Annotated in this window: 15 protein-coding genes; 9 read left to right on the top strand and 6 right to left on the bottom strand. The window is 64.6% G+C overall.

Annotated features, from left to right (window positions below):
• The first annotated feature begins 122 nt into the window (after positions 1–122).
• Positions 123–2639: a glycogen/starch/alpha-glucan phosphorylase gene (locus tag X268_RS01120; protein WP_164937465.1), complete on the top strand. Its 2517-nt coding sequence runs from the start codon at positions 123–125 to the stop codon at positions 2637–2639.
• Positions 2640–2807: 168 nt separating this feature from the next.
• Positions 2808–3623, top strand: a complete 816-nt coding sequence (locus X268_RS01115) for an acyl-CoA thioesterase (protein ID WP_128923219.1) — start codon at positions 2808–2810, stop codon at positions 3621–3623.
• An 87-nt stretch (positions 3624–3710) separates the two neighbouring features.
• Here the strand turns inward: X268_RS01115 and X268_RS01110 are convergent, their stop codons facing one another.
• From X268_RS01110 to X268_RS01100, 3 genes are all read right to left on the bottom strand, one after another.
• A complete protein-coding gene (locus X268_RS01110; protein WP_128923218.1) occupies positions 3711–5327 on the bottom strand; it encodes a phosphoenolpyruvate carboxykinase in 1617 nt (538 codons plus the stop codon).
• Positions 5328–5615: 288 nt separating this feature from the next.
• Positions 5616–8210, bottom strand: a complete 2595-nt coding sequence (locus X268_RS01105; protein WP_128923217.1) for a CHAT domain-containing tetratricopeptide repeat protein — start codon at positions 8208–8210, stop codon at positions 5616–5618.
• A gap of 78 nt (positions 8211–8288) precedes the next feature.
• Positions 8289–9023, bottom strand: a complete 735-nt coding sequence (locus X268_RS01100) for a HugZ family pyridoxamine 5'-phosphate oxidase (RefSeq protein WP_128923216.1) — start codon at positions 9021–9023, stop codon at positions 8289–8291.
• 240 nt (positions 9024–9263) lie between these two features.
• Here X268_RS01100 and X268_RS01095 point away from each other — a divergent pair, with 240 nt between their 5' ends.
• The 5 genes from X268_RS01095 to X268_RS01075 all read left to right on the top strand — a co-directional run bounded on the left by X268_RS01095 (position 9264) and on the right by X268_RS01075 (position 13336).
• Positions 9264–9965 carry a response regulator transcription factor gene (locus tag X268_RS01095; protein WP_008542552.1) on the top strand — a complete coding sequence of 234 codons (702 nt, stop codon included), beginning with the start codon at positions 9264–9266 and terminating at the stop codon, positions 9963–9965.
• Positions 9966–10170: 205 nt separating this feature from the next.
• On the top strand, positions 10171–11967 hold the full coding sequence (locus X268_RS01090; RefSeq protein ID WP_128923215.1) for a sensor histidine kinase: 1797 nt from the start codon (positions 10171–10173) through the stop codon (positions 11965–11967).
• Entirely contained in the window at positions 11964–12488 is a 525-nt protein-coding gene (locus X268_RS01085) for an HPr kinase/phosphorylase (RefSeq protein WP_128923214.1), read from the top strand. The genes X268_RS01090 and X268_RS01085 overlap by 4 nt, the downstream gene beginning before the upstream one ends.
• A gap of 132 nt (positions 12489–12620) precedes the next feature.
• Positions 12621–13022: a PTS sugar transporter subunit IIA gene (locus X268_RS01080; protein WP_007597752.1), complete on the top strand. Its 402-nt coding sequence runs from the start codon at positions 12621–12623 to the stop codon at positions 13020–13022.
• Entirely contained in the window at positions 13019–13336 is a 318-nt protein-coding gene (locus X268_RS01075) for an HPr family phosphocarrier protein (RefSeq protein WP_128923213.1), read from the top strand. Before X268_RS01080 ends, X268_RS01075 begins: the two co-directional genes overlap by 4 nt.
• Before the next feature lie 74 nt (positions 13337–13410).
• Here the strand turns inward: X268_RS01075 and X268_RS01070 are convergent, their stop codons facing one another.
• Positions 13411–15036, bottom strand: coding sequence for a glycosyltransferase family 39 protein (locus tag X268_RS01070; RefSeq protein WP_128923212.1), 1626 nt, complete (start codon positions 15034–15036; stop codon positions 13411–13413).
• Between the two features lie 113 nt (positions 15037–15149).
• Here X268_RS01070 and lepA point away from each other — a divergent pair, with 113 nt between their 5' ends.
• On the top strand, positions 15150–16961 hold the full coding sequence (gene lepA, locus X268_RS01065) for a translation elongation factor 4 (RefSeq protein ID WP_128923211.1): 1812 nt from the start codon (positions 15150–15152) through the stop codon (positions 16959–16961).
• 38 nt (positions 16962–16999) lie between these two features.
• Here the strand turns inward: lepA and X268_RS01060 are convergent, their stop codons facing one another.
• A complete protein-coding gene (locus tag X268_RS01060) occupies positions 17000–17236 on the bottom strand; it encodes a hypothetical protein (RefSeq protein ID WP_128923210.1) in 237 nt (78 codons plus the stop codon).
• Positions 17237–17261: 25 nt separating this feature from the next.
• On the opposite strand from X268_RS01060, the gene X268_RS01055 reads away from it, so the two are divergent.
• Positions 17262–18065 carry an alpha/beta hydrolase gene (locus tag X268_RS01055; RefSeq protein WP_128923209.1) on the top strand — a complete coding sequence of 268 codons (804 nt, stop codon included), beginning with the start codon at positions 17262–17264 and terminating at the stop codon, positions 18063–18065.
• Between the two features lie 57 nt (positions 18066–18122).
• Here X268_RS01055 and X268_RS01050 read toward each other — a convergent pair whose 3' ends face one another.
• Positions 18123–18536, bottom strand: a complete 414-nt coding sequence (locus tag X268_RS01050) for an SRPBCC family protein (protein ID WP_164937464.1) — start codon at positions 18534–18536, stop codon at positions 18123–18125.
• Between the last annotated feature and the right edge of the window lie 37 nt (positions 18537–18573).

Raw genomic sequence — 18573 nt, 5'->3', positions numbered from 1 at the left:
ATCGGCCCGTTCCTTGCATAAATTTGCGCCAGTGCAGTGCGCGGCCGCACCAGTCAGGGTTCCGGTGCAGGGGCAGGACGCGTAGAGTCAAGTGGTGTTGTTTCGACCAGGAAGTGACGGCTTTGCAAGATCAATCGTTCCAGCCCAGTTTTCCCGCCCAAGGCCAGCCCATCGACGAGCTCGCGCTGGCTGAGATCAAGGGCGCGATCCTGGCGAAGCTGCGGCTTGCCATCGGCAAGGATGCCGGCATGGCAACCAGGCACGACTGGTATCAGGCCGCGGCGCTCGCGCTGCGCGACCGCATCGTGCATCGCTGGCTCACTGCGGAGAAGCACAGCTACGACGCCGGCCGCAAGCGCGTCTATTATCTCTCGCTCGAATTTTTGATCGGCCGTCTGTTCAGCGACGCGCTCAACAATATGGGCCTGCTCAAGATCTTCGAGCTCGCGCTCGGCGATCTCGGCGTCTCGCTGCCGGAGCTGCGCAAATGCGAGCCGGACGCCGCGCTCGGCAATGGCGGCCTCGGGCGGCTTGCCGCCTGCTTCATGGAGAGCATGGCGACGCTGTCGATCCCGGCGATCGGATACGGCATTCGCTATGATTACGGCCTGTTCCGCCAGATCATCAATCAGGGCTGGCAGCAGGAATATCCGGACGAATGGCTGAGCTTCGGCAATCCCTGGGAATTGCAGCGGCCCGAGGTGATCTACGACGTCAATTTCGGCGGCGGCGTCGAGCATGTCGACGACAAGGGCCGCGACCGCGCGATCTGGCATCCAGGCGAAACCGTGCAGGCGATCGCCTATGACACGCCGATCGTCGGCTGGCGCGGCCAGCACGTCAACGCGCTGCGGCTGTGGTCGGCGCGCTCGCCCGATCCGCTCAAGTTAGATGCCTTCAACAAGGGCGATTACGTCAGCGCCAGCGCCGAGCAGTCGCGCGCGGAAGCGATCTGCAAATTCCTCTATCCGAACGACGAGAGCCCGGCGGGCCGCGAGCTGCGCCTGCGCCAGGAATATTTCTTCGTCTCGGCTTCGCTGCAGGATCTCGTCAAGCGGCACCTCGCCTCCGACGGCCAGCTGCGCAACCTCGCCGGCAAGGTCGCGGTGCAGCTCAACGACCCCCATCCGAGCCTTGCCGTCACCGAGCTGATGCGGATCCTGGTCGACCTGCACAATTTCCGCTGGGACGAGGCCTGGAAGATCACGGTCGCCACGCTCTCCTACACCAACCACACGCTGCTGCCGGAGGCGCTGGAGACCTGGCCGGTCGAGCTGTTCGAGCGGCTGTTGCCGCGGCACCTCGAGATCATCTACCGCATCAACGTGCAGCATCTGGCGCTCGCCGAGGCGCGCTGCCCCGGCGACATCGACTTCCGCGCCTCGGTCTCCCTGATCGACGAGAAGAGCGGCCGCCGCGTGCGCATGGGCCAGCTCGCCTTCGTCGGCTCGCACCGCATCAACGGCGTCTCGGCGATGCATTCCGACCTGATGCGCGAGACCGTGTTCCACGACCTCAACCATCTCTATCCCGGCCGCATCACCAACAAGACCAACGGCATCACCTTCCGCCGCTGGCTGATGCTGGCCAACCCGAAGCTGACCGATCTGTTGCGCGAGGCCTGCGGCGATGCCGTGCTCGACGATCCCACCCAGCTCTCGCTGATCGAGGCACGCGCCAGCGACGTCGAATTCCAGAAGAAGTTCCGCAGCGTCAAGCTTCACAACAAGACCGCGCTCGCCCGCCTGATCGGCGAGCGGCTCGGCATCAAGGTCGACCCGACCGCGCTGTTCGACGTGCAGATCAAGCGCATCCACGAATACAAGCGCCAGCTGCTCAACGTCATCGAGACGGTCGCGCTGTACCAGGCGATCAAGGACGATCCCAACGGCAATTGGGTGCCGCGCGTGAAGATCTTCGCCGGCAAGGCGGCGGCGAGCTATCGCTACGCCAAGCTGATCATCAAGCTGATCAACGACGTCGCGGAGGTCGTCAACAACGATGCCGCGATCGGCGGCAAGCTCAAGGTCGTGTTCCTGCCCGACTATAATGTCAGCCTTGCCGAGGTGATCATTCCCGCTGCCGATCTGTCCGAGCAGATCTCGACCGCCGGCATGGAAGCCTCCGGCACCGGCAACATGAAGCTGGCGCTGAACGGCGCCATCACCATCGGCACGCTCGACGGCGCCAACATCGAGATCCGCGACCATGTCGGGCCTGAGAACATCGCGATCTTCGGCATGGAAGCCGGCGACGTGATGATCCGCCGCAAGCAGGGGCTCGACGCGTCCGACGTGATCCGCAGTTCGCCGAAGCTGCAGCGCGCCATCAATTCGATCGGCGCCGGCGAGTTCTCGCCGGGCGATCCCGGCCGCTTCGAATCGATCGCGCATGCGCTGCGCTATCTCGACCATTACATGGTCAGCGCCGATTTCGATTCCTATTACGAGGCGCAGCGCGCGGTCGATGCGCGCTGGCAGGTCTCGCCGGCCTGGACGCGCGCCTCGATCCTCAACGTGGCGCGCATGGCCTGGTTCTCCTCCGACCGCACCATCCGCGAATATGCCGAGGAGATCTGGAACGTGCCGGTCAACCCGACCACGCCGTCGCTGCCGAATTTGCGCGACGCCGCGGGCTGATTTTCCGCGAGGTGGAAGCGGCGCCTACTCGATACGTAATTGCACAAGTAGGCAATGCCTGTGATATGACGACCGTCATTCCGGGGCGGCTCGCAGAGCCGAACCCGGAATCTCGAGATTCCGGGTTCGATGCTGCGCATCGCCCCGGAATGACAGACGGAAATGCAAATGCACGCCAAGCTCCCGCACCCCTTCGACGACGCCACGCGTATCACCGCCGGTGACAGCAGCTGGCAGGGGCACACCAGCGACGACTACTGGGCCTTTGTCGGCCCGTTCGGCGGCGCCACCGCCGCGACCATTTTGCGCGCGGTGATCGACCATCCCGAACGCGCCGGCGACCCGCTCGCGCTCACCGTCAATTACTGCGCGCCGATCGCCAAGGGGCCGTTCGATCTCGACGTGCGGCTGGTGAAGGCAAACCGCTCCAGCCAGCACTGGAGCGTCGAGCTCAGCCAGGGCGGCGGCGAGGTCGCAACGCTCGCCACCGCGGTGTTCGCCGAGCGGCGACCGTCCTGGGAGCACCGGGTGGCGCAATATCCTGAGGCAAAGCCGTACGAAGAGACGCTGCCGTTTCCGAAGATCCAGGCCTCCTGGGCCAACCAGTATGAATTCCGCTTCGTCGAGGGCGAGATGCGGATCGGCCCGCCGCAGGCCGAGCTTGCCAGCACCTATTCGAAGATCTGGATCAGCGACCGCACGCCGCGCAAGCTCGACATGCTGTCGCTGATGTCGATGTCGGACGCCTTCTTCGGCCGCATCTTCCACGCAAGGCGCGAGCTGGTGCCGTTCGGCACGGTGTCGCTGACGACCTATTTCCACACCGACAGCGAGGAGCTCGCGCGCGAAGACATCACGCGCGTGCTGGCCACGGCCGATTCGAAGATCATGCACAAAAGCTACGCCGACCAGAATGCCGAGCTTTGGTCGCCGAACGGCCGGCTGCTCGCGACCACGACGCAGATCGCGTATTTCAAGGCCTGAGCTGCTCTTCCCCTCTCCCACAAGGGAAGAAGGAAACAAAAAAGGGCGGCCTTGCGGCCGCCCTTTTGCATTCCAACCGCTGCGAGCTTACTCCGCCGCGAGCTTCACGTCCGGAGCTGCCGCGCGGACCTCGGCATCGACCTGGGCTTCGAACTTGGCAAAGTTCTTCTGGAACATGCCGACCAGCGCACGCGCGGTCTTGTCGAACTCGTCCTTGTCCTTCCAGGTGTTGACGGGGTTGAGGATCTCGCTGGGCACGCCGGGCAGCGCGGTCGGGACCGCGAAGCCGAAATATTTGTCGGTGCGGAATTCGACGTTGCGCAAGCTCCCGTCGAGCGCGGCGGTGAGCAGCGCGCGCGTCACCTTGATCGGCATGCGCGAGCCGACGCCGTACTTGCCGCCGGTCCAGCCGGTGTTGACCAGCCAGCAATCGACATTGTGCTGAGCGATGAGGTCACGCAGCATGTTGCCGTAGACGGAGGGATCGAGCGGCAGGAAGGGCGAACCGAAGCAGGTCGAGAATTCCGGCTGCGGCTCGTTGCCGAGACCGCGCTCGGTGCCCGCGACCTTGGCGGTGTAGCCGGACAGGAAGTGATACATCGCCTGCGCCGGCGACAGTTTTGCGATCGGCGGCAACACGCCGAAGGCGTCGGCGGCGAGCATCACCACGTTCTTCGGCTGCGGCGCGCGGCCGGTGCGCGAGGCGTTCGGGATGAAGTCGAGCGGGTAGGCCGAGCGCGTGTTCTCGGTCTTGGAGCCGTCGTCGAAATCCACCACGCGGGTGTCCTCGTCGAGCACGCAGTTCTCCAGCACCGCGCCGAAGCGCGTCGAGGCCGCATAGATCTGCGGCTCGGCTTCCTGCGACAGCTTGATGCACTTGGCATAGCAGCCGCCCTCGAAATTGAAGACGCCGTTCGGGCCCCAGCCGTGCTCGTCGTCGCCGATCAGCGTGCGGTTCGGATCGGCCGACAGCGTGGTCTTGCCGGTGCCGGAGAGGCCGAAGAAGATCGCGGTATCGCCCTTGGCGCCGACATTGGCCGAGCAGTGCATCGGCATCACGCCGCGCTCGGGCAGGTAATAGTTCAGCGTGGTGAAGACCGACTTCTTCATCTCGCCGGCATAATAAGCCCCGCCGATCAGGACGATCTTGCGGGCGAAGTCGATCGCAACGACATTCTCCGAGCGCACGCCGTGACGTTTGGGGTCGGCGCGGAAGCTCGGCATGTCGATGATGGTGAGCTCCGGCACGAAGGTCGACAGCTCGATCGCCTCGGGGCGGATCAGCAGCGTGCGGATGAACAGCGAGTGCCAGGCGAGCTCGGTGAAGACGCGCGTCTTGATCCGATAGGCCGGATCGGCGCCGCCATAGAGGTCCTGCGCGAACAGCTTCTTGCCTTCGGCGTGCTTGAGGAAATCCTGATAGAGCGCCTCGAACTGCTCTGCGGTGATCGACTGGTTGCCGGCCCACCACATCTTCTTGTCGGTGGTGGCGTCGCGCACCGTGAATTTGTCCTTCGGACTGCGTCCGGTGAACTCGCCGGTGTCGGCGCAGAGTGCGCCATCCGCGGACAGCACGGCCTCGCCCGCAGCGAGCGAGTATTGATAGAGCTGCGGCGCACCGAGGTTCCAGTGAACTTGCTTCAGATTCTTTAAGCCGAATTTGTCGGCGCCGAAGGCACCGTTGCGTACGCCCGTCTCTTGCACGAAAAAATCCTCCTAGAACCCGCGACACTCAGCGCGACCAAGTTTGGACGCCATCGCGGTCACCGTGATGAATGGGCCATTCGGCCTCGGCTGAACGACCTAATACTGATGAACGCTGGCGTTGCCAAGCTGGTCCCGCAGGTTTTGGTTTATTCAAGGACCGCGCCAAACGTCGCGCATGTCAGCCCTGAGCAGACGCATTCAAGAAATCACGAATGATCGCGCAACCAAATGCGTGTTTGCGCGTTAGCCGAGGTTGTTGCGACGCACAATCCGTACGGCGCCTTTTTATCTTACCTCGCCTTCGCCAATCAGTGCGAACGGCCCCCACATCGCCGGATAGGCGTTGCGCGGCGACGAGGTGTCATCGACAAATGTTAACATCGCGCGGCGCAAGGCCTCGGCGCGACCGATCTTTGGCTCGTCCTTGAGCAAGTCGAAAGTCGACGTGGTCAAGCGGGTAGCGGCTTCCGAATCCACCGCCCAATGCGAGACCAGCAGCGCGCGCGCACCCGCGTAGAAGAACGAGCGCGCCAATCCCGACAGCGCCTCGGCGCCGGGTTTGTCACCGGCGATGGTGTTGCAGGCAGACAGCACCACCCAATCAGCGTTGAGCTTGAGCTGAGCCACTTCGCTCGCGGTCAGAAGACCGTCGTCGAGCTCGGACGGCTGATCGGGAATGGACAGCGCAAGCGAAGGCTCGCCCAGTCCCTTGACGTCGCCGGCCACGAGGCCGTGGGTGGCAAAGTAGATGATGCCGTATTGGGCAAGCGCTGCACGCTTCAGCGTCGTTTCGCTGGCATCGCGTCCGAGATGGATGTCGGCGTCAGTGGCGCCGACGTCTCTCGCCACGGCGTTCAGCTCATCGGCGGTATCGGGCAGTTGCGGCAGCGCCTGTGCAAGCCGCGCGCGATCGACGCCGGCGCCGCGCCAGAAGTCGGCATAGGCAATGGTCGCGACGCTGCGCGCTGCGACCTTGCCGCTTGCGGCGCGACGGTCGGCGGGTCCTTCCAGTGCCGGATTGAACACGGGATCGCCGAAGCCCGTCATCGGCTTTACGCCTTGATCCCTGCCGGCGAAGGCACGCAGCGATTTCAGGCTGATCACTGACGGCAGCACCGAGACGGCCTGACGCCGCAGCAGCCAGGCGGCGTCGCGATAGCCTTCGAGCCTGTCCGGAATCGCAGCCTGCGGTGGCTGCGTCACCAGCAGATGAAACGGCAATGCAGTCAGCGCCGCCGACGGCACCACCAGCAGGTTGCGCTTGTCCTTCGTCAGCACCTCGACCGGGCCGAGCAGCGCGACGTAGAGCTCATGGGCGAGCGCAAGATCGAACAGTCCCGATTTGCCGGAGGCATCGCGCGCCTTGCCGACATCCAGCCCCTTGCGGAAAGCCGAGACCAGTCGTGCCATCTCGTCCGCACCGAGCGGGATCTCCTTCCAGTCGGCACCCTCGCGCGTGATCGCGACGACATAGCTCCGCTTGTCGACGACGGAATAGATCACCATCGCCTCGTCGACCGAGAGCAGCGGCTGGATGTCCTTCACCGCCAGCGGCAGCGGGTTGGAGAGCGAGGCATAGTCGGGAAACTCGACGGCGAGCGTCTTCTGCAAGCCGGCGCGCTCGTTCGCAATCGCTGCAATCCGCGCGCGGCTGCGCTGCTCGCCTGCCGCGTCGCGCTGAGCCGACTGCTTCGACACCGCGGCGATGATCGCCTTGTCGAGCGCCTCGGCCTCGGCCGTGAGATCCTGATCCCGGCGCACCAGCTCGGCGAGCCGGTCGCTGCCGGCGGCAAGCCGCACCGCAAGCTTGTTCACGGCAGAAGCGGCGGAGGATTGCGTGCCGCGCTGGATCGCGGCGAGCGCCTCGTCGAGCGCTCTGTCGCCCGGCAGCAGAGATTTCTGGCGTGCGGCGAACAGCACCGGCATGATCACGCGCAGCTGCGCCCGGCTCGTCGCAAGCGTCTTTTCCGCCAGTGGCAACGCGTCTGCCGTACGCCCGGAGACCGAGAGGAAATAAGCGAGGTTGCTGGTCGAGGTCACCACATCGGGATGGTCCGGCCCGAGCGCCCGCTCGCGGATGGCGAGCGCGCGGCGATAGAGCGGCTCGGCATCGGCATAGCGCTGCTGATGCTCGTAGAGCCCGGCGAGATTGTTGAGCGAGCGCGCCACGTCAGGATGATCGGGGCCCAGCACCTTTTCGCGGATCGCGAGCGAACGCTTGATCGGCGCCTCGGCCTCCGCGTCGCGGTTGAGGTCGCGATAGACCTGGCCGAGATTGTTCAGCAGGGTTGCGACCGCGGGATGCTCGGGACCGCCCACCTTCTGGTAGATCGCAAGCGCCCGCTGAAACAGCGGCTCGGCCTCGGCGTGACGCTGCTGCTTCACATAGGAGGTGGCGAGATTGTTGAGCGACTGGCCGACGTCGGGATGCTCGCGCGACAGTGCCTGCTCGCGAACGGCCAGCGCGCGCTTGAACAGCGGCTCGGCCTCGGTGAAACGGCTCTGGCGCTGATAGAGCGCAGCGAGATTGTTCAGGAGCGGCGCGATCTCGACGCTGCCCTGGCCGGTCCCCTTCTCCGTCAGCACGATGGCGCGCTTGTAGAGCGGCTCGGCCTGATCGTCGTGGCCCTGGTCGGCGTAGATCTGCGCGAGATTGTTGAGCGCTGCGGCGAGGTCGCGGCTGTTGCTGGTCTTCTCGAGCGAGGCCACCATGGCCTGCGCCAGCGGCAGCGCCTCGGAATATTTGCCGGCGCTGCGGAGCGCATTGATGCGCGTGCTCTGCGCCGACAGGTCGCCCTTCTGGGCTACACCGGGCGCGGCAAACGACATGGTGATCGCGAGCGCCAGACCCGCAGCCAATGCCAAACGACGACGCGTCATGAAACCTCTCGCTGCGAGCCTCAAGACCTCACCGTCTTGGGTCGCAGCTATGGGGCGCGGCGTTCAAATTATTGCGTTCTAGTCGATCTTCATGCGCGCTTCGCCAGCCAGGCGCACCAGCATCTTGCGCAGCGCCGTGCCGTCGGTCACCCGCTCTGGGAAGTCCAGCCGCAGCGCAATCTGGCCGTCCTGCATGTCGAGACCTTCCGGATCGCAGCCGGTGCAGCGCCAGTCAGCCGCAGCCGCGCCCAAGAGCTTTGTCGCATAGAGGCTCATGGTGTCGCGATGGTCGGCATTCATATGCGCGACGGCGCCCTCCTCCGCCGCCAGCAGATCCTCGGCGCCGGTGAGGTCCGTGAGGAAACGCTCAGGCTTGAGGTCGACGATTCGGCCAAAGCCGGCGACCAGATGGGTTCCCGTGGGGCGGATCCGGAAGAAAGAGAAATCCTTAAAGGAAACAAAGCCCTCCGCCGACGGATGGGCATTGAGATACCGCCGCTGGAGCAGATCCTTCTCGGCATCGGCCTGCTCGGCCCGACCGGACAGCATGATCCGGGCACCTTCCAGCGGATCGCCCGCCGCCCGCTCGTCCAGCATCAGCGAGACCCGGCTGTCCGCCAGGATATTCTTGGTGTGCACGGCGAGGCCCGAGATCAGCAGGATCGGCGAGCCATCAGGATGGCTGGCCAGATTGACCAGGGAACAATAGGGATCGCCGCTGCCGGCCATCAGGGTGGCCAAGGCCCCCTGCCGCGACCGCCGCAGCAGCGATTTGGCCAGTTTTCCGGGGTCGAAATCAGGGGTCGGTTGCATCGGCTTTCTCGGCTCAGGTGGTTGCAAGGGGGGCCTTTTTTCGGGTAAACGGGGGCCCGGTTATGGGTCGACATGCGGCGAATCTGCCGTGTTTCGTGGAACTTGGTCACACTTCAGCCTAGCTTGCATTGCTCGGTGACAAGGTTCGAACGCCAATTCGGCACCCATGTATGCGGCGCATCAGTGGATCGCTCGCCGTTTCAAGCCACGACCCAAACGGAAAGCAGAAAGCAGAGGCTCATGCCCACAATCGCTTTGGTCGACGACGACCGCAACATTCTCACATCCGTCTCGATCGCGCTGGAAGCCGAAGGCTACCGCATCATGACTTATACCGACGGCGCCTCCGCGCTCGACGGTTTCCGCACCACCCAGCCCGATCTCGCCATCCTCGACATCAAGATGCCGCGCATGGACGGCATGGAGACGCTGCGCCGTCTGCGGCAGAAGTCCGACCTGCCGGTGATATTCCTGACCTCCAAGGATGAGGAGATCGACGAGCTGTTCGGCCTCAAGATGGGCGCCGACGACTTCATCCGCAAACCGTTCTCGCAGCGTCTGCTGGTCGAGCGCGTCAAGGCGGTGCTGCGCCGCTCGGCGCCGAAGGACCCGACTGTCGCACCGAAGGAGAACGACGCCAAGGCGCTCGACCGCGGCCTTTTGCGCATGGACCCGGAACGGCATACCTGCACCTGGAAGAACGAGCCGGTGACGCTGACCGTCACCGAATTCCTGATCCTGCAGGCGCTCGCGACCCGGCCCGGCGTGGTGAAGAGCCGCAACGCGCTGATGGACGCGGCCTATGACGACCAGGTTTATGTCGACGACCGCACCATCGACAGCCACATCAAGCGGCTGCGCAAGAAGTTCAAGGTGGTCGACAACGAGTTCGAGATGATCGAAACGCTCTACGGCGTCGGCTACCGATTCAAGGAAGCCTGAGGCGGCAGGCAGCTTCACGAAAGATTCAAGAGCATCTCCGGTTCTCGTTCCGTCGGGAACCGGGACCGCTCCGAGCGCGATGAGATCACCGCGCTTCAGCTTATCGTTTGAGCATGATGTTTCGGAAAACCGCTACACACTTTTCCGGATCATGCTCTAGGATGCGGGGACCTTCTCGCAAGCTGTCCTAACGCGGGCGTAAGCATTGCTGGACCGAACGCAGCCTGATCCGAACCAGAGCGCCGGGGATGTCACGTCCGACGGCGTTCCGGAGCAATTGGCCGCAGAGAAGGGGCAGGGCTTCCGGCCGCTGAACTGGCTGAAGCGCGCCGGGCAGTTCTTCTTCGCGCTGTCCTTTTCGAGCCTCACGCGCCGCATCGTTTCGCTCAACCTCGCCGGCCTCGTCGCGCTGGTGGCGAGCATCCTCTATCTGTCGCAATTCCGCGCCGGCCTGATCGACGCGCGCGCGCAGAGCCTCCTGGTCCAGGCCGAGATCATCGCCGGCGCGATCGCGGCCTCGGCCACGGTGCAGACCAACACCATCACCATCGATCCCGACCGCCTGCTCGACCTCAAGCCGGGCGAGACCTATGGCGGCTCGGACGAATATTCGCCGCTGGACTTCCCGATCAATCCGGAGCGCGTGGCGCCGGTGCTGCGCACGCTGATCTCGCCGACCAAGACGCGCGCCCGCATCTACGATCCGAACGGCAGCCTGCTGGTCGACAGCCGCAATCTCGAGAACGTGCTGCGCTACAATCTGCCGCCGCCGGCCGAGAAGCCCGGCATCGTCGAGCGCGGCATGGTCGCGGTGCGCACCTGGCTGAACCGCGGCGCCCTGCCGCTCTACCGCGAGCTCGGGCCCGAGAACGGCAACGGCTATGCCGAGGTGGCCGACGCGCTGCAGGGCCAGAAGCGCTCGATGGTGCGGGTCAATGCGCGCGGCGAGGTGATCGTCTCGGTCGCGGTCCCCGTGCTGCGCTCGCGCGCGATCCATGGCGCCTTGATGCTGTCGACGCAAGGCGACGACATCGACCAGATGGTCACCGCCGAGCGCCTCGCGATCCTCAAGGTCGGCGGCGTCGCGGCCGCCGTCATGATCATGCTGTCGCTGCTGCTCGCGAGCACGATCGCAGGTCCGGTGCGCCGGCTGGCCGACAGCGCCGAGCGGGTCCGCCGCCGCATCAAGGCCCGCATCGAGATCCCCGATTTCACCCGCCGCCGCGACGAGATCGGTCACCTCTCCGGCGCGCTGCGCGACATGACGAGCGCGCTCTACAGCCGCATCGAGGCGATCGAGATGTTCGCCGCCGACGTTGCCCACGAATTGAAGAACCCGCTGACCTCTTTGCGCTCGGCGGTCGAGACGCTGCCGCTGGCGCGCAACGAGAACAGCCGCGCGCGCCTGCTCGAGGTGATCGAGCACGACGTCAAGCGGCTCGACCGCCTGATCTCCGACATTTCCGACGCCAGCCGCCTCGATGCCGAATTGCAGCGTCAGGATGCGATCCCGGTCGATCTGCGCCGCCTGCTGACGACGCTGGTGACGGTCGCCAATGAAACCAAGCTCGGCCATGACGTCGCGGTCGAGACGCGCTTCGAGGGCCGCAGCTCGACCGACACCTTCGCCGTGAGCGGCCATGATTCGCGGCTCGGACAGGTGGTCTCCAACCTGCTCTCCAACGCGCAATCGTTCTCCGAACGCGGCAGCAAGGTGCGTCTCACCTGCCGCCGCGCGCGCGCCGAGATCGAGATCGTGGTCGACGACGACGGCCCCGGCATTCGCGACGACGCATTGGAGCGCATCTTCGAGCGCTTCTACACCGACCGCCCGCATCAGGGCTTTGGCCAGAACTCCGGCCTCGGCCTGTCGATCTCCAAGCAGATCATCGACGCCCATGGCGGACGCATCTGGGCCGAGAATCGCCCAGGCCCGCCGGATGACGAAGGCGTCCCGACGGTCGCCGGCGCGCGCTTCGTGGTGAGGCTGCCGGCGCTATGACCGACGGCGGGCCCAACATTCACGCCTCCGCGGTCAAGGTCGGGCCCGTGGCGGTGCTGATCCGCGGGCCCTCGGGCTCCGGCAAGTCGCGCCTTGCCTTCGATTTGATCATGGCTGGACGCGCGGGCGTGGTCGAAACGGCCGTTCTGGTCGGGGATGACCGTGTCCATCTGGCGACAGTCGGCGATGAAATTGAAGTCCGCCCGGCGTCTCGCCTGGCAGGCCTGATCGAGATCCGGGGCCTCGGGATTCGCCGCTGCGACTTCGTGGAGCATGCGACCGTCGGTCTCGTGGTCGATCTGGACGCCGCGGACGCCGAGCGCCTGCCGCCGGCCGAGTCCCTGAAAACAAGCATTTTCGGTGCCGAGATACCGCGAATCCCTGTTGGCCGCGACTATTCGCCCCTCCCTTTGGTTGTCGCGGCCTTGACCACTACCAAGAGTTCATCTTCCGTTAACCCTTCAGGCGATTGTTTGAAGGGAAATGGTAACCATATGAACCCCACTATCGCGACCGAATAGACCGGCGCAGCTCCCCTCATCCATCCGTCTAGATTCAGGGAGATACGCAACATCCCTCTTGCGCAGGGGCTCTGGATGGTCAAAGTGGCGCGTTCGTGCGGTGCACCAAAAGCGCCCGCGAGGAGTTTTCCGATGATTGGTCTAGTACTTGTGACCCACGGGCGCCTTGCCGACGAATTCAAGGCAGCGCTTGAACATGTCATGGGCCCACAAAAGCAAATCGAAGCGATCACGATCGGCGCCGAAGATGATTCCGATCTCTGCCGAAGCGACATCATCGAGGCGGTTAACCGCGTCGATTCCGGCGACGGCGTTGCCATCCTCACCGACATGTTCGGCGGCACACCGTCGAACCTCGCAATATCCTGCATGAGCCGGCCCAAGGTCGAAGTGCTCGCGGGCATCAACCTTCCCATGCTGGTGAAGCTCGCCAAGGTGCGCGAGGAGCGTCCGCTGCCCGACGCGATCGCGATGGCCCAGGAAGCGGGCCGCAAATACGTCACCATCGCCAGCCGCGTGCTCGCCGGCAAATGAGCGAGGAGGCGCCACAAGCGGGGACAGGCGTGCCCGCGGGCGCGATCTCCAAGGATCTCCTGATCATCAACAAGCGCGGCCTGCATGCCCGCGCCTCGGCGAAATTCGTCCAGGCGGTCGAGCGCTTCGACGCGCAGGTGTGGGTGACGCGCGGCGGCGAGACCGTCGGCGGCACCTCGATCATGGGCCTGATGATGCTCGCCGCTGGACCCGGCACCACGATCACCGTCGCAGCTGCGGGCGCCCAAGCGGAAGCCGCGCTCGCCGCGATCACCGAGCTCGTTGAAAGCAAGTTCAACGAGGAAGGGATCTGAGCCCTTCCTCTCGCAACGCGCCGTGCCGCGCTCCCTCGCCCCATTCTTACGACAAGCGGGGAGACGTGAAGAGGTCACTTCGCCGGCGGCGCGATGTAGACGTTCCAGCTCATCGACGGGCCGGCCTTGCCATGGGTGAAGCGGCGCGTAGTCATCACTATGCGCTCGGCGTTCGGCGCAACCTCCGAGATCCATTTCTCGAACGCGGGCAGGCGTTCATTGGCCGGATCGAACACGCCGATGAAGCCGGATCTCTTGACGTCGTCGAGCGAGGTCAGCCCGGACGCCCAGGCTTCGTTCGGCGTGAACGGGCTGGGATGATCGGGGCTGTAGAACACCATCGGCTGGATCGTCTCCATGGTGCCGGCGACGACGGCCCAGCGCGAGGCGAAGCGCGCGTGCCAGGCCTGGGTCAGCTCACGCGCCAGATCCGAGCGCGCGCCGTAAGTGGCGGTGTTGCCGGCATTGGCCGCCATCTCGCGCGCGGCGATCCAGGGCGAGGCGGCCAACGTCGCGGCGCTGAGCACCAGCCAGATCGCGGCGATGTTGAACAGGCTCCCGCTCTGCACCCGCAGCGCGGGGATCGCGACCAGCGCCAAGGGCACCAGGAAGAACAGCGGGATGCCCCAATCGGTCTTCATGTAGATGCTGAAGACCAGCGCGCCGAGCGGCGGGCCGAATGCGACGATGACCTGGACGATCCAGACGTTGAGCGCCTGCGAGACATTGACGCCTGGATTTGCACCGCGCGCCCAGGCGCGCGTGACGATGCGCGAGGGCGCGCCCGTCAGCAGCGTCGTCCACGGCGGCACCAGCATCATGGCTAGCCCGGCCAGCGCGACCGGCAGCGCCACCAACGCGAAATTATGCAGGAAGTAGCCGGCGACGAGCTGATGCACCTGGCTCTTGTCCTGGAGGCTGTAGGTGTCGCCGGCATAGGTCAGCGGCACGAAATGCGCATCCGCCAGCCAGACGCCGTGCGGGATCATCGCAAGCCCCATCGTCACGATCGCCACCCAGGGCGCCGGCGACGACAGGAATTTCAGCCGCTCCGGATGGATCAGCGCAGCGAGCCCGATGGCGCCGATCATGGTCAGCACCCAATATTTGGTCATCAGCGCCAGCGCGCCGGCCAGTCCCAGCCAGATGCCGGACTGCCAGCTCCGCTTCTCGAATGCATTGAGATAGGCGAGCACCAGCAGCGGCAGCGTGACGAGCTGGAGCAGATCCGGGTTGTACTTGAACCCCTTGAAATTGAAGATCGGGTAGAGCGCGACCATCACCACGACCAGGAACGCGCGGCGCGCATCGACCACGCGCAGGGCTACCAGCCAGCAGATCACCATGCCGACACTGACGGTCACCATCGCGAGCGCATAGGTCGCCCAGTCCGCCGCCGGGAACAGCTTGAACCAGAGCCCGGCGACCCAGCCCGACAAAGGCGGGTGCTTGCCGTAGCCCCAGAGGAATTGCTGGCCCCAGCCATAGGCTTCTGCGACGTCCATGTGAACGTCCTGCGCTGCCTTGAGATTGATCAGGATGAAGGTCCAGAGCACCGCATGCAGGATGGCGAGCTGGATCCCCAGCCACAATCGCGCCTCGGGGCGGACCGCGCAGGCAACCAGCCAGGCCCGGAAGCGGTCAAAGCTCAGGCGGGTCTTCGTGCGCACCCTCTGGGTCGGAAGAGACGTGATCGACATGGCGGTTGCCTAGCGCGTTTTGGGCGATCGTGGAATCAGCTTGGCGTGAACAAAGGCCCTGAAAATACAGCAATATGGTTGCCGCACGGGGATGTGAGTGGTATCCCGCGCCCATGACGACCGTCCCCATCTCCAACATCCGCAATTTCTCCATCGTCGCCCATATCGACCATGGCAAATCGACGCTGGCCGACCGCCTGATCCAGATGACCGGCGGCCTCTCCGACCGCGAGATGGCGGGCAAGGAGCAGGTGCTCGATTCCATGGACATCGAGCGCGAGCGCGGCATTACCATCAAGGCGCAGACGGTGCGCCTGCAATACCGCGCCAAGGACGGCAAGGACTACATCTTCAACCTGATGGACACGCCCGGCCATGTCGACTTCGCCTACGAGGTGTCGCGGTCGCTGGCGGCGTGCGAGGGTTCCCTTCTGGTGGTCGACGCCAGCCAGGGCGTCGAAGCGCAGACGCTCGCCAACGTCTACCAGGCGCTCGACAATAATCATGAGATCGTCCCGGTCCTGAACAAGGTCGACCTGCCCGCGGCCGAGCCCGAGAAGGTCAAACAGCAGATCGAGGACGTCATCGGCATTGATGCGTCCGATGCCGTGATGATCTCGGCCAAGACCGGCCTCGGGGTGCCCGACGTGCTGGAGGCCATCGTCACCCGCTTGCCGCCGCCCAAGGGCGACCGCGACGCGACGCTGAAGGCGCTGCTGGTCGACAGCTGGTACGACGTCTATCTCGGCGTCGTCGTGCTGGTGCGCATCGTCGACGGCACCATGAAGAAGGGCCAGCGCGTGCGCATGATGGGCACCGGCGCGGCCTATGACGTCGAGCGCGTCGGCTTCTTCACCCCGAAGATGCAGCAGGTCGAGGAGCTCGGCCCGGGCGAGATCGGTTTCATCACCGCCGCGATCAAGGAAGTCGCCGACACCCGCGTCGGCGACACCATCACCGACGACAGGAAGCCGGTCACCGAAATGCTGCCGGGCTTCAAGCCGGCGATCCCCGTGGTGTTCTGCGGCCTGTTCCCGGTCGATGCCGACGACTTCGAGACGCTGCGCGCTGCGATGGGCAAGCTGCGCCTCAACGACGCCAGCTTCTCATTCGAGATGGAGACCTCGGCCGCGCTCGGCTTCGGCTTCCGCTGCGGCTTCCTCGGCCTGTTGCACCTCGAGATCATCCAGGAGCGGCTGTCGCGCGAGTTCGATCTCAACCTGATCGCGACCGCACCGAGCGTCATCTACAAGATGAAGCTCACCGACGGCACCGAGATCGAGATCCACAATCCCGTCGACATGCCCGACGTGGTCAAGATCGAGGAGATCCAGGAGCCCTGGATCGAGGCGACGATCATGACGCCCGACGAATATCTCGGCAGCGTCCTGAAGCTGTGCCAGGACCGCCGCGGCTCGCAGAAGGAGCTCACCTACGTCGGCTCCCGCGCCATGGTGAAATACGATCTGCCGCTCAACGAGGTCGTGTTCGATTTCTACGACCGCCTGAAGTCGGTCTCCAAGGGTTACGCCTCGTTCGACTATCATCTCACCGACTACAAGCCGGCCGATCTCGTCAAGATGCAGATCCTGGTCAATGCCGAGCCGGTCGATGCGCTCTCGATGCTGGTCCACCGCACCCGCGCGGAGGGGCGCGGCCGCGCCATGGTCGAGAAGATGAAGGAGCTGATCCCGCCGCACATGTTCCAGATCCCGATCCAGGCGGCGATCGGCGGCAAGGTGATCGCGCGCGAGACAGTGCGCGCGTTGCGCAAGGACGTCACGGCGAAGTGCTACGGCGGCGACATCACGCGTAAGCGTAAGCTTCTGGAGAAGCAGAAGGAAGGCAAGAAGAAGATGCGGCAGTTCGGCAAGGTCGACATCCCGCAGGAGGCCTTCATTGCCGCGCTGAAGGTCGATAGCTGAGGTAGAGCCTCGGGCCTTCATCGCGACGTTCGCCGCCGTCAAGCCTTGGCACGGCGGCGGGGTACCAGCCCGGTCCCGCGCCATGCGGGACCTGCAAAAGCCGAAATGTCGAAAACAACCCCATGCACAGTAGCGGGCGCGTTGTTTCCATTTGCGTTTTTCGATTTGCCGAAATTCGTTTGACCCGCCGGGCAAAACGGGAGCATGATGCCGTCATCGCAGCCGGCCGGATAAGCCAGCACGATCAGGCACGTGCAATTTTTTTCAAATATCAATCATTCGATCCAACGGAGTTATTTCATGATCCGTTCAAGCATCACCCGTCGCAGACTCATCGGCAGCCTTGGCGCTTCGGTTGGTTCAGCCTCTGCGATCGCGTCAGGGGCCTTCATCGCCCCGGCCCGCGCACAGACGCCGCAAAGAACCTATGTGCTCGTTCCCGGCGCGTATTACGGGGCATGGTCCTGGCATCGCGTCACGGAACGCCTGCAGAAGCAGGGGCATCGCGTCTATGCGCTGACGCTGACAGGATTGGCTGAGCGCTCACACCTTCTGAACAAGGACATCACCCTCGACACCCACATCACCGACATCGCCAATCTGGTCGAATGGGAGGACCTGACGGACATTTGCCTCGTCGCGCATTCCTATGGCGGCTGTCCGGCATCAGGCGCGCTCGAACGCATCGGAAGCCGGGTGTCGTCCATCGTCTGGGTCGATGCCATCAAGCCCGCGGACGGCCAGGCATTCCGGGACCTGGTCCCTTTCCCGATCGAAGAAGGCGCGATCAGCCGTCCGGCGCCCAAGGCGCTTCCGCCGAATGCCTTCAGCGACCCGAAGGACGTCGCCTGGGTGTTGTCGAAGGTCACTCCACACCCGATCGGCACATTCCTGCAGCCGGTCAAGCTCACCGGCGCGCGCGAAAAGATCGCCAAGAAGACCTACATCCGCCTGCCGAAATTCCAGGCGGCTGCCATGGACAAGGCGGCGGCGGAGTGCAAGGCGGACAGCTCCTGGACCGTCCTCGAAAACACGACGTCCGGACACTCGGTCATGATCGTCGAGCCGGATTGGTTGACGGACGTGTTGACCAAGGCAGCGTGAGATAACCGAGCAAGTCGATGGGCGAAGCAGTAGCGAAGCCCATCGACTTCTGATCGATCACACCTTCGGCTTCGCCTCGACGTACCGGGCGAAACTGTCGAGGATCGCCTGCCAACCGCCTTGCTGCTGCTCGACCGAGTGCGTCGTTTCGGCATCGAAGACGACGCGGACGACAACGCCCTCCGCCCCCGGCACGAACTCGACCTCAGCCTTGCGATCGCCGAACGAATATTCGATCCGCTTGTGCTCGACGATTTTGGTGTAGGTGCCGGCGAAGTCGAAGCCCATGCTGCCGTCCTTGGCTTCCATGCGGGACGAGAAGGCGCCGCCTTCCCGCAGGTCGACCGTCGCGCTGGTCGTATGCCAGTCGTCGGAGGCCGCATTCCACTTCACGATGTCGGCGGGCGTCGTATAGGCGTGCCAGACCCGATCGATGGGGGCTGCAACGGTGGTTTGGACGGTGATCCTCATGGGCATTGCTCCAGTTCGATTTCGACGGCCCGGGTGA

The sequence above is a fragment of the Bradyrhizobium guangxiense genome, assembly GCF_004114915.1.
Taxonomy (GTDB): Bacteria; Pseudomonadota; Alphaproteobacteria; order Rhizobiales; family Xanthobacteraceae; genus Bradyrhizobium; species Bradyrhizobium guangxiense.
This window is presented reverse-complemented; position numbering and strand designations above follow the sequence as displayed.

Coding starts and splice junctions, on each gene's coding strand:
- X268_RS01100 (WP_128923216.1), bottom strand. CDS start 9,023: ATGCAACCGACCCCTGATTTCGACCCCGGAAAACTGGCCAAATCGCTG.
- X268_RS01075 (WP_128923213.1), top strand. CDS start 13,019: ATGAGCGAGGAGGCGCCACAAGCGGGGACAGGCGTGCCCGCGGGCGCG.
- lepA (WP_128923211.1), top strand. CDS start 15,150: ATGACGACCGTCCCCATCTCCAACATCCGCAATTTCTCCATCGTCGCC.
- X268_RS01095 (WP_008542552.1), top strand. CDS start 9,264: ATGCCCACAATCGCTTTGGTCGACGACGACCGCAACATTCTCACATCC.
- X268_RS01070 (WP_128923212.1), bottom strand. CDS start 15,036: ATGTCGATCACGTCTCTTCCGACCCAGAGGGTGCGCACGAAGACCCGC.
- X268_RS01055 (WP_128923209.1), top strand. CDS start 17,262: ATGATCCGTTCAAGCATCACCCGTCGCAGACTCATCGGCAGCCTTGGC.
- X268_RS01050 (WP_164937464.1), bottom strand. CDS start 18,536: ATGAGGATCACCGTCCAAACCACCGTTGCAGCCCCCATCGATCGGGTC.
- X268_RS01105 (WP_128923217.1), bottom strand. CDS start 8,210: ATGACGCGTCGTCGTTTGGCATTGGCTGCGGGTCTGGCGCTCGCGATC.
- X268_RS01085 (WP_128923214.1), top strand. CDS start 11,964: ATGACCGACGGCGGGCCCAACATTCACGCCTCCGCGGTCAAGGTCGGG.
- X268_RS01080 (WP_007597752.1), top strand. CDS start 12,621: ATGATTGGTCTAGTACTTGTGACCCACGGGCGCCTTGCCGACGAATTC.
- X268_RS01115 (WP_128923219.1), top strand. CDS start 2,808: ATGCACGCCAAGCTCCCGCACCCCTTCGACGACGCCACGCGTATCACC.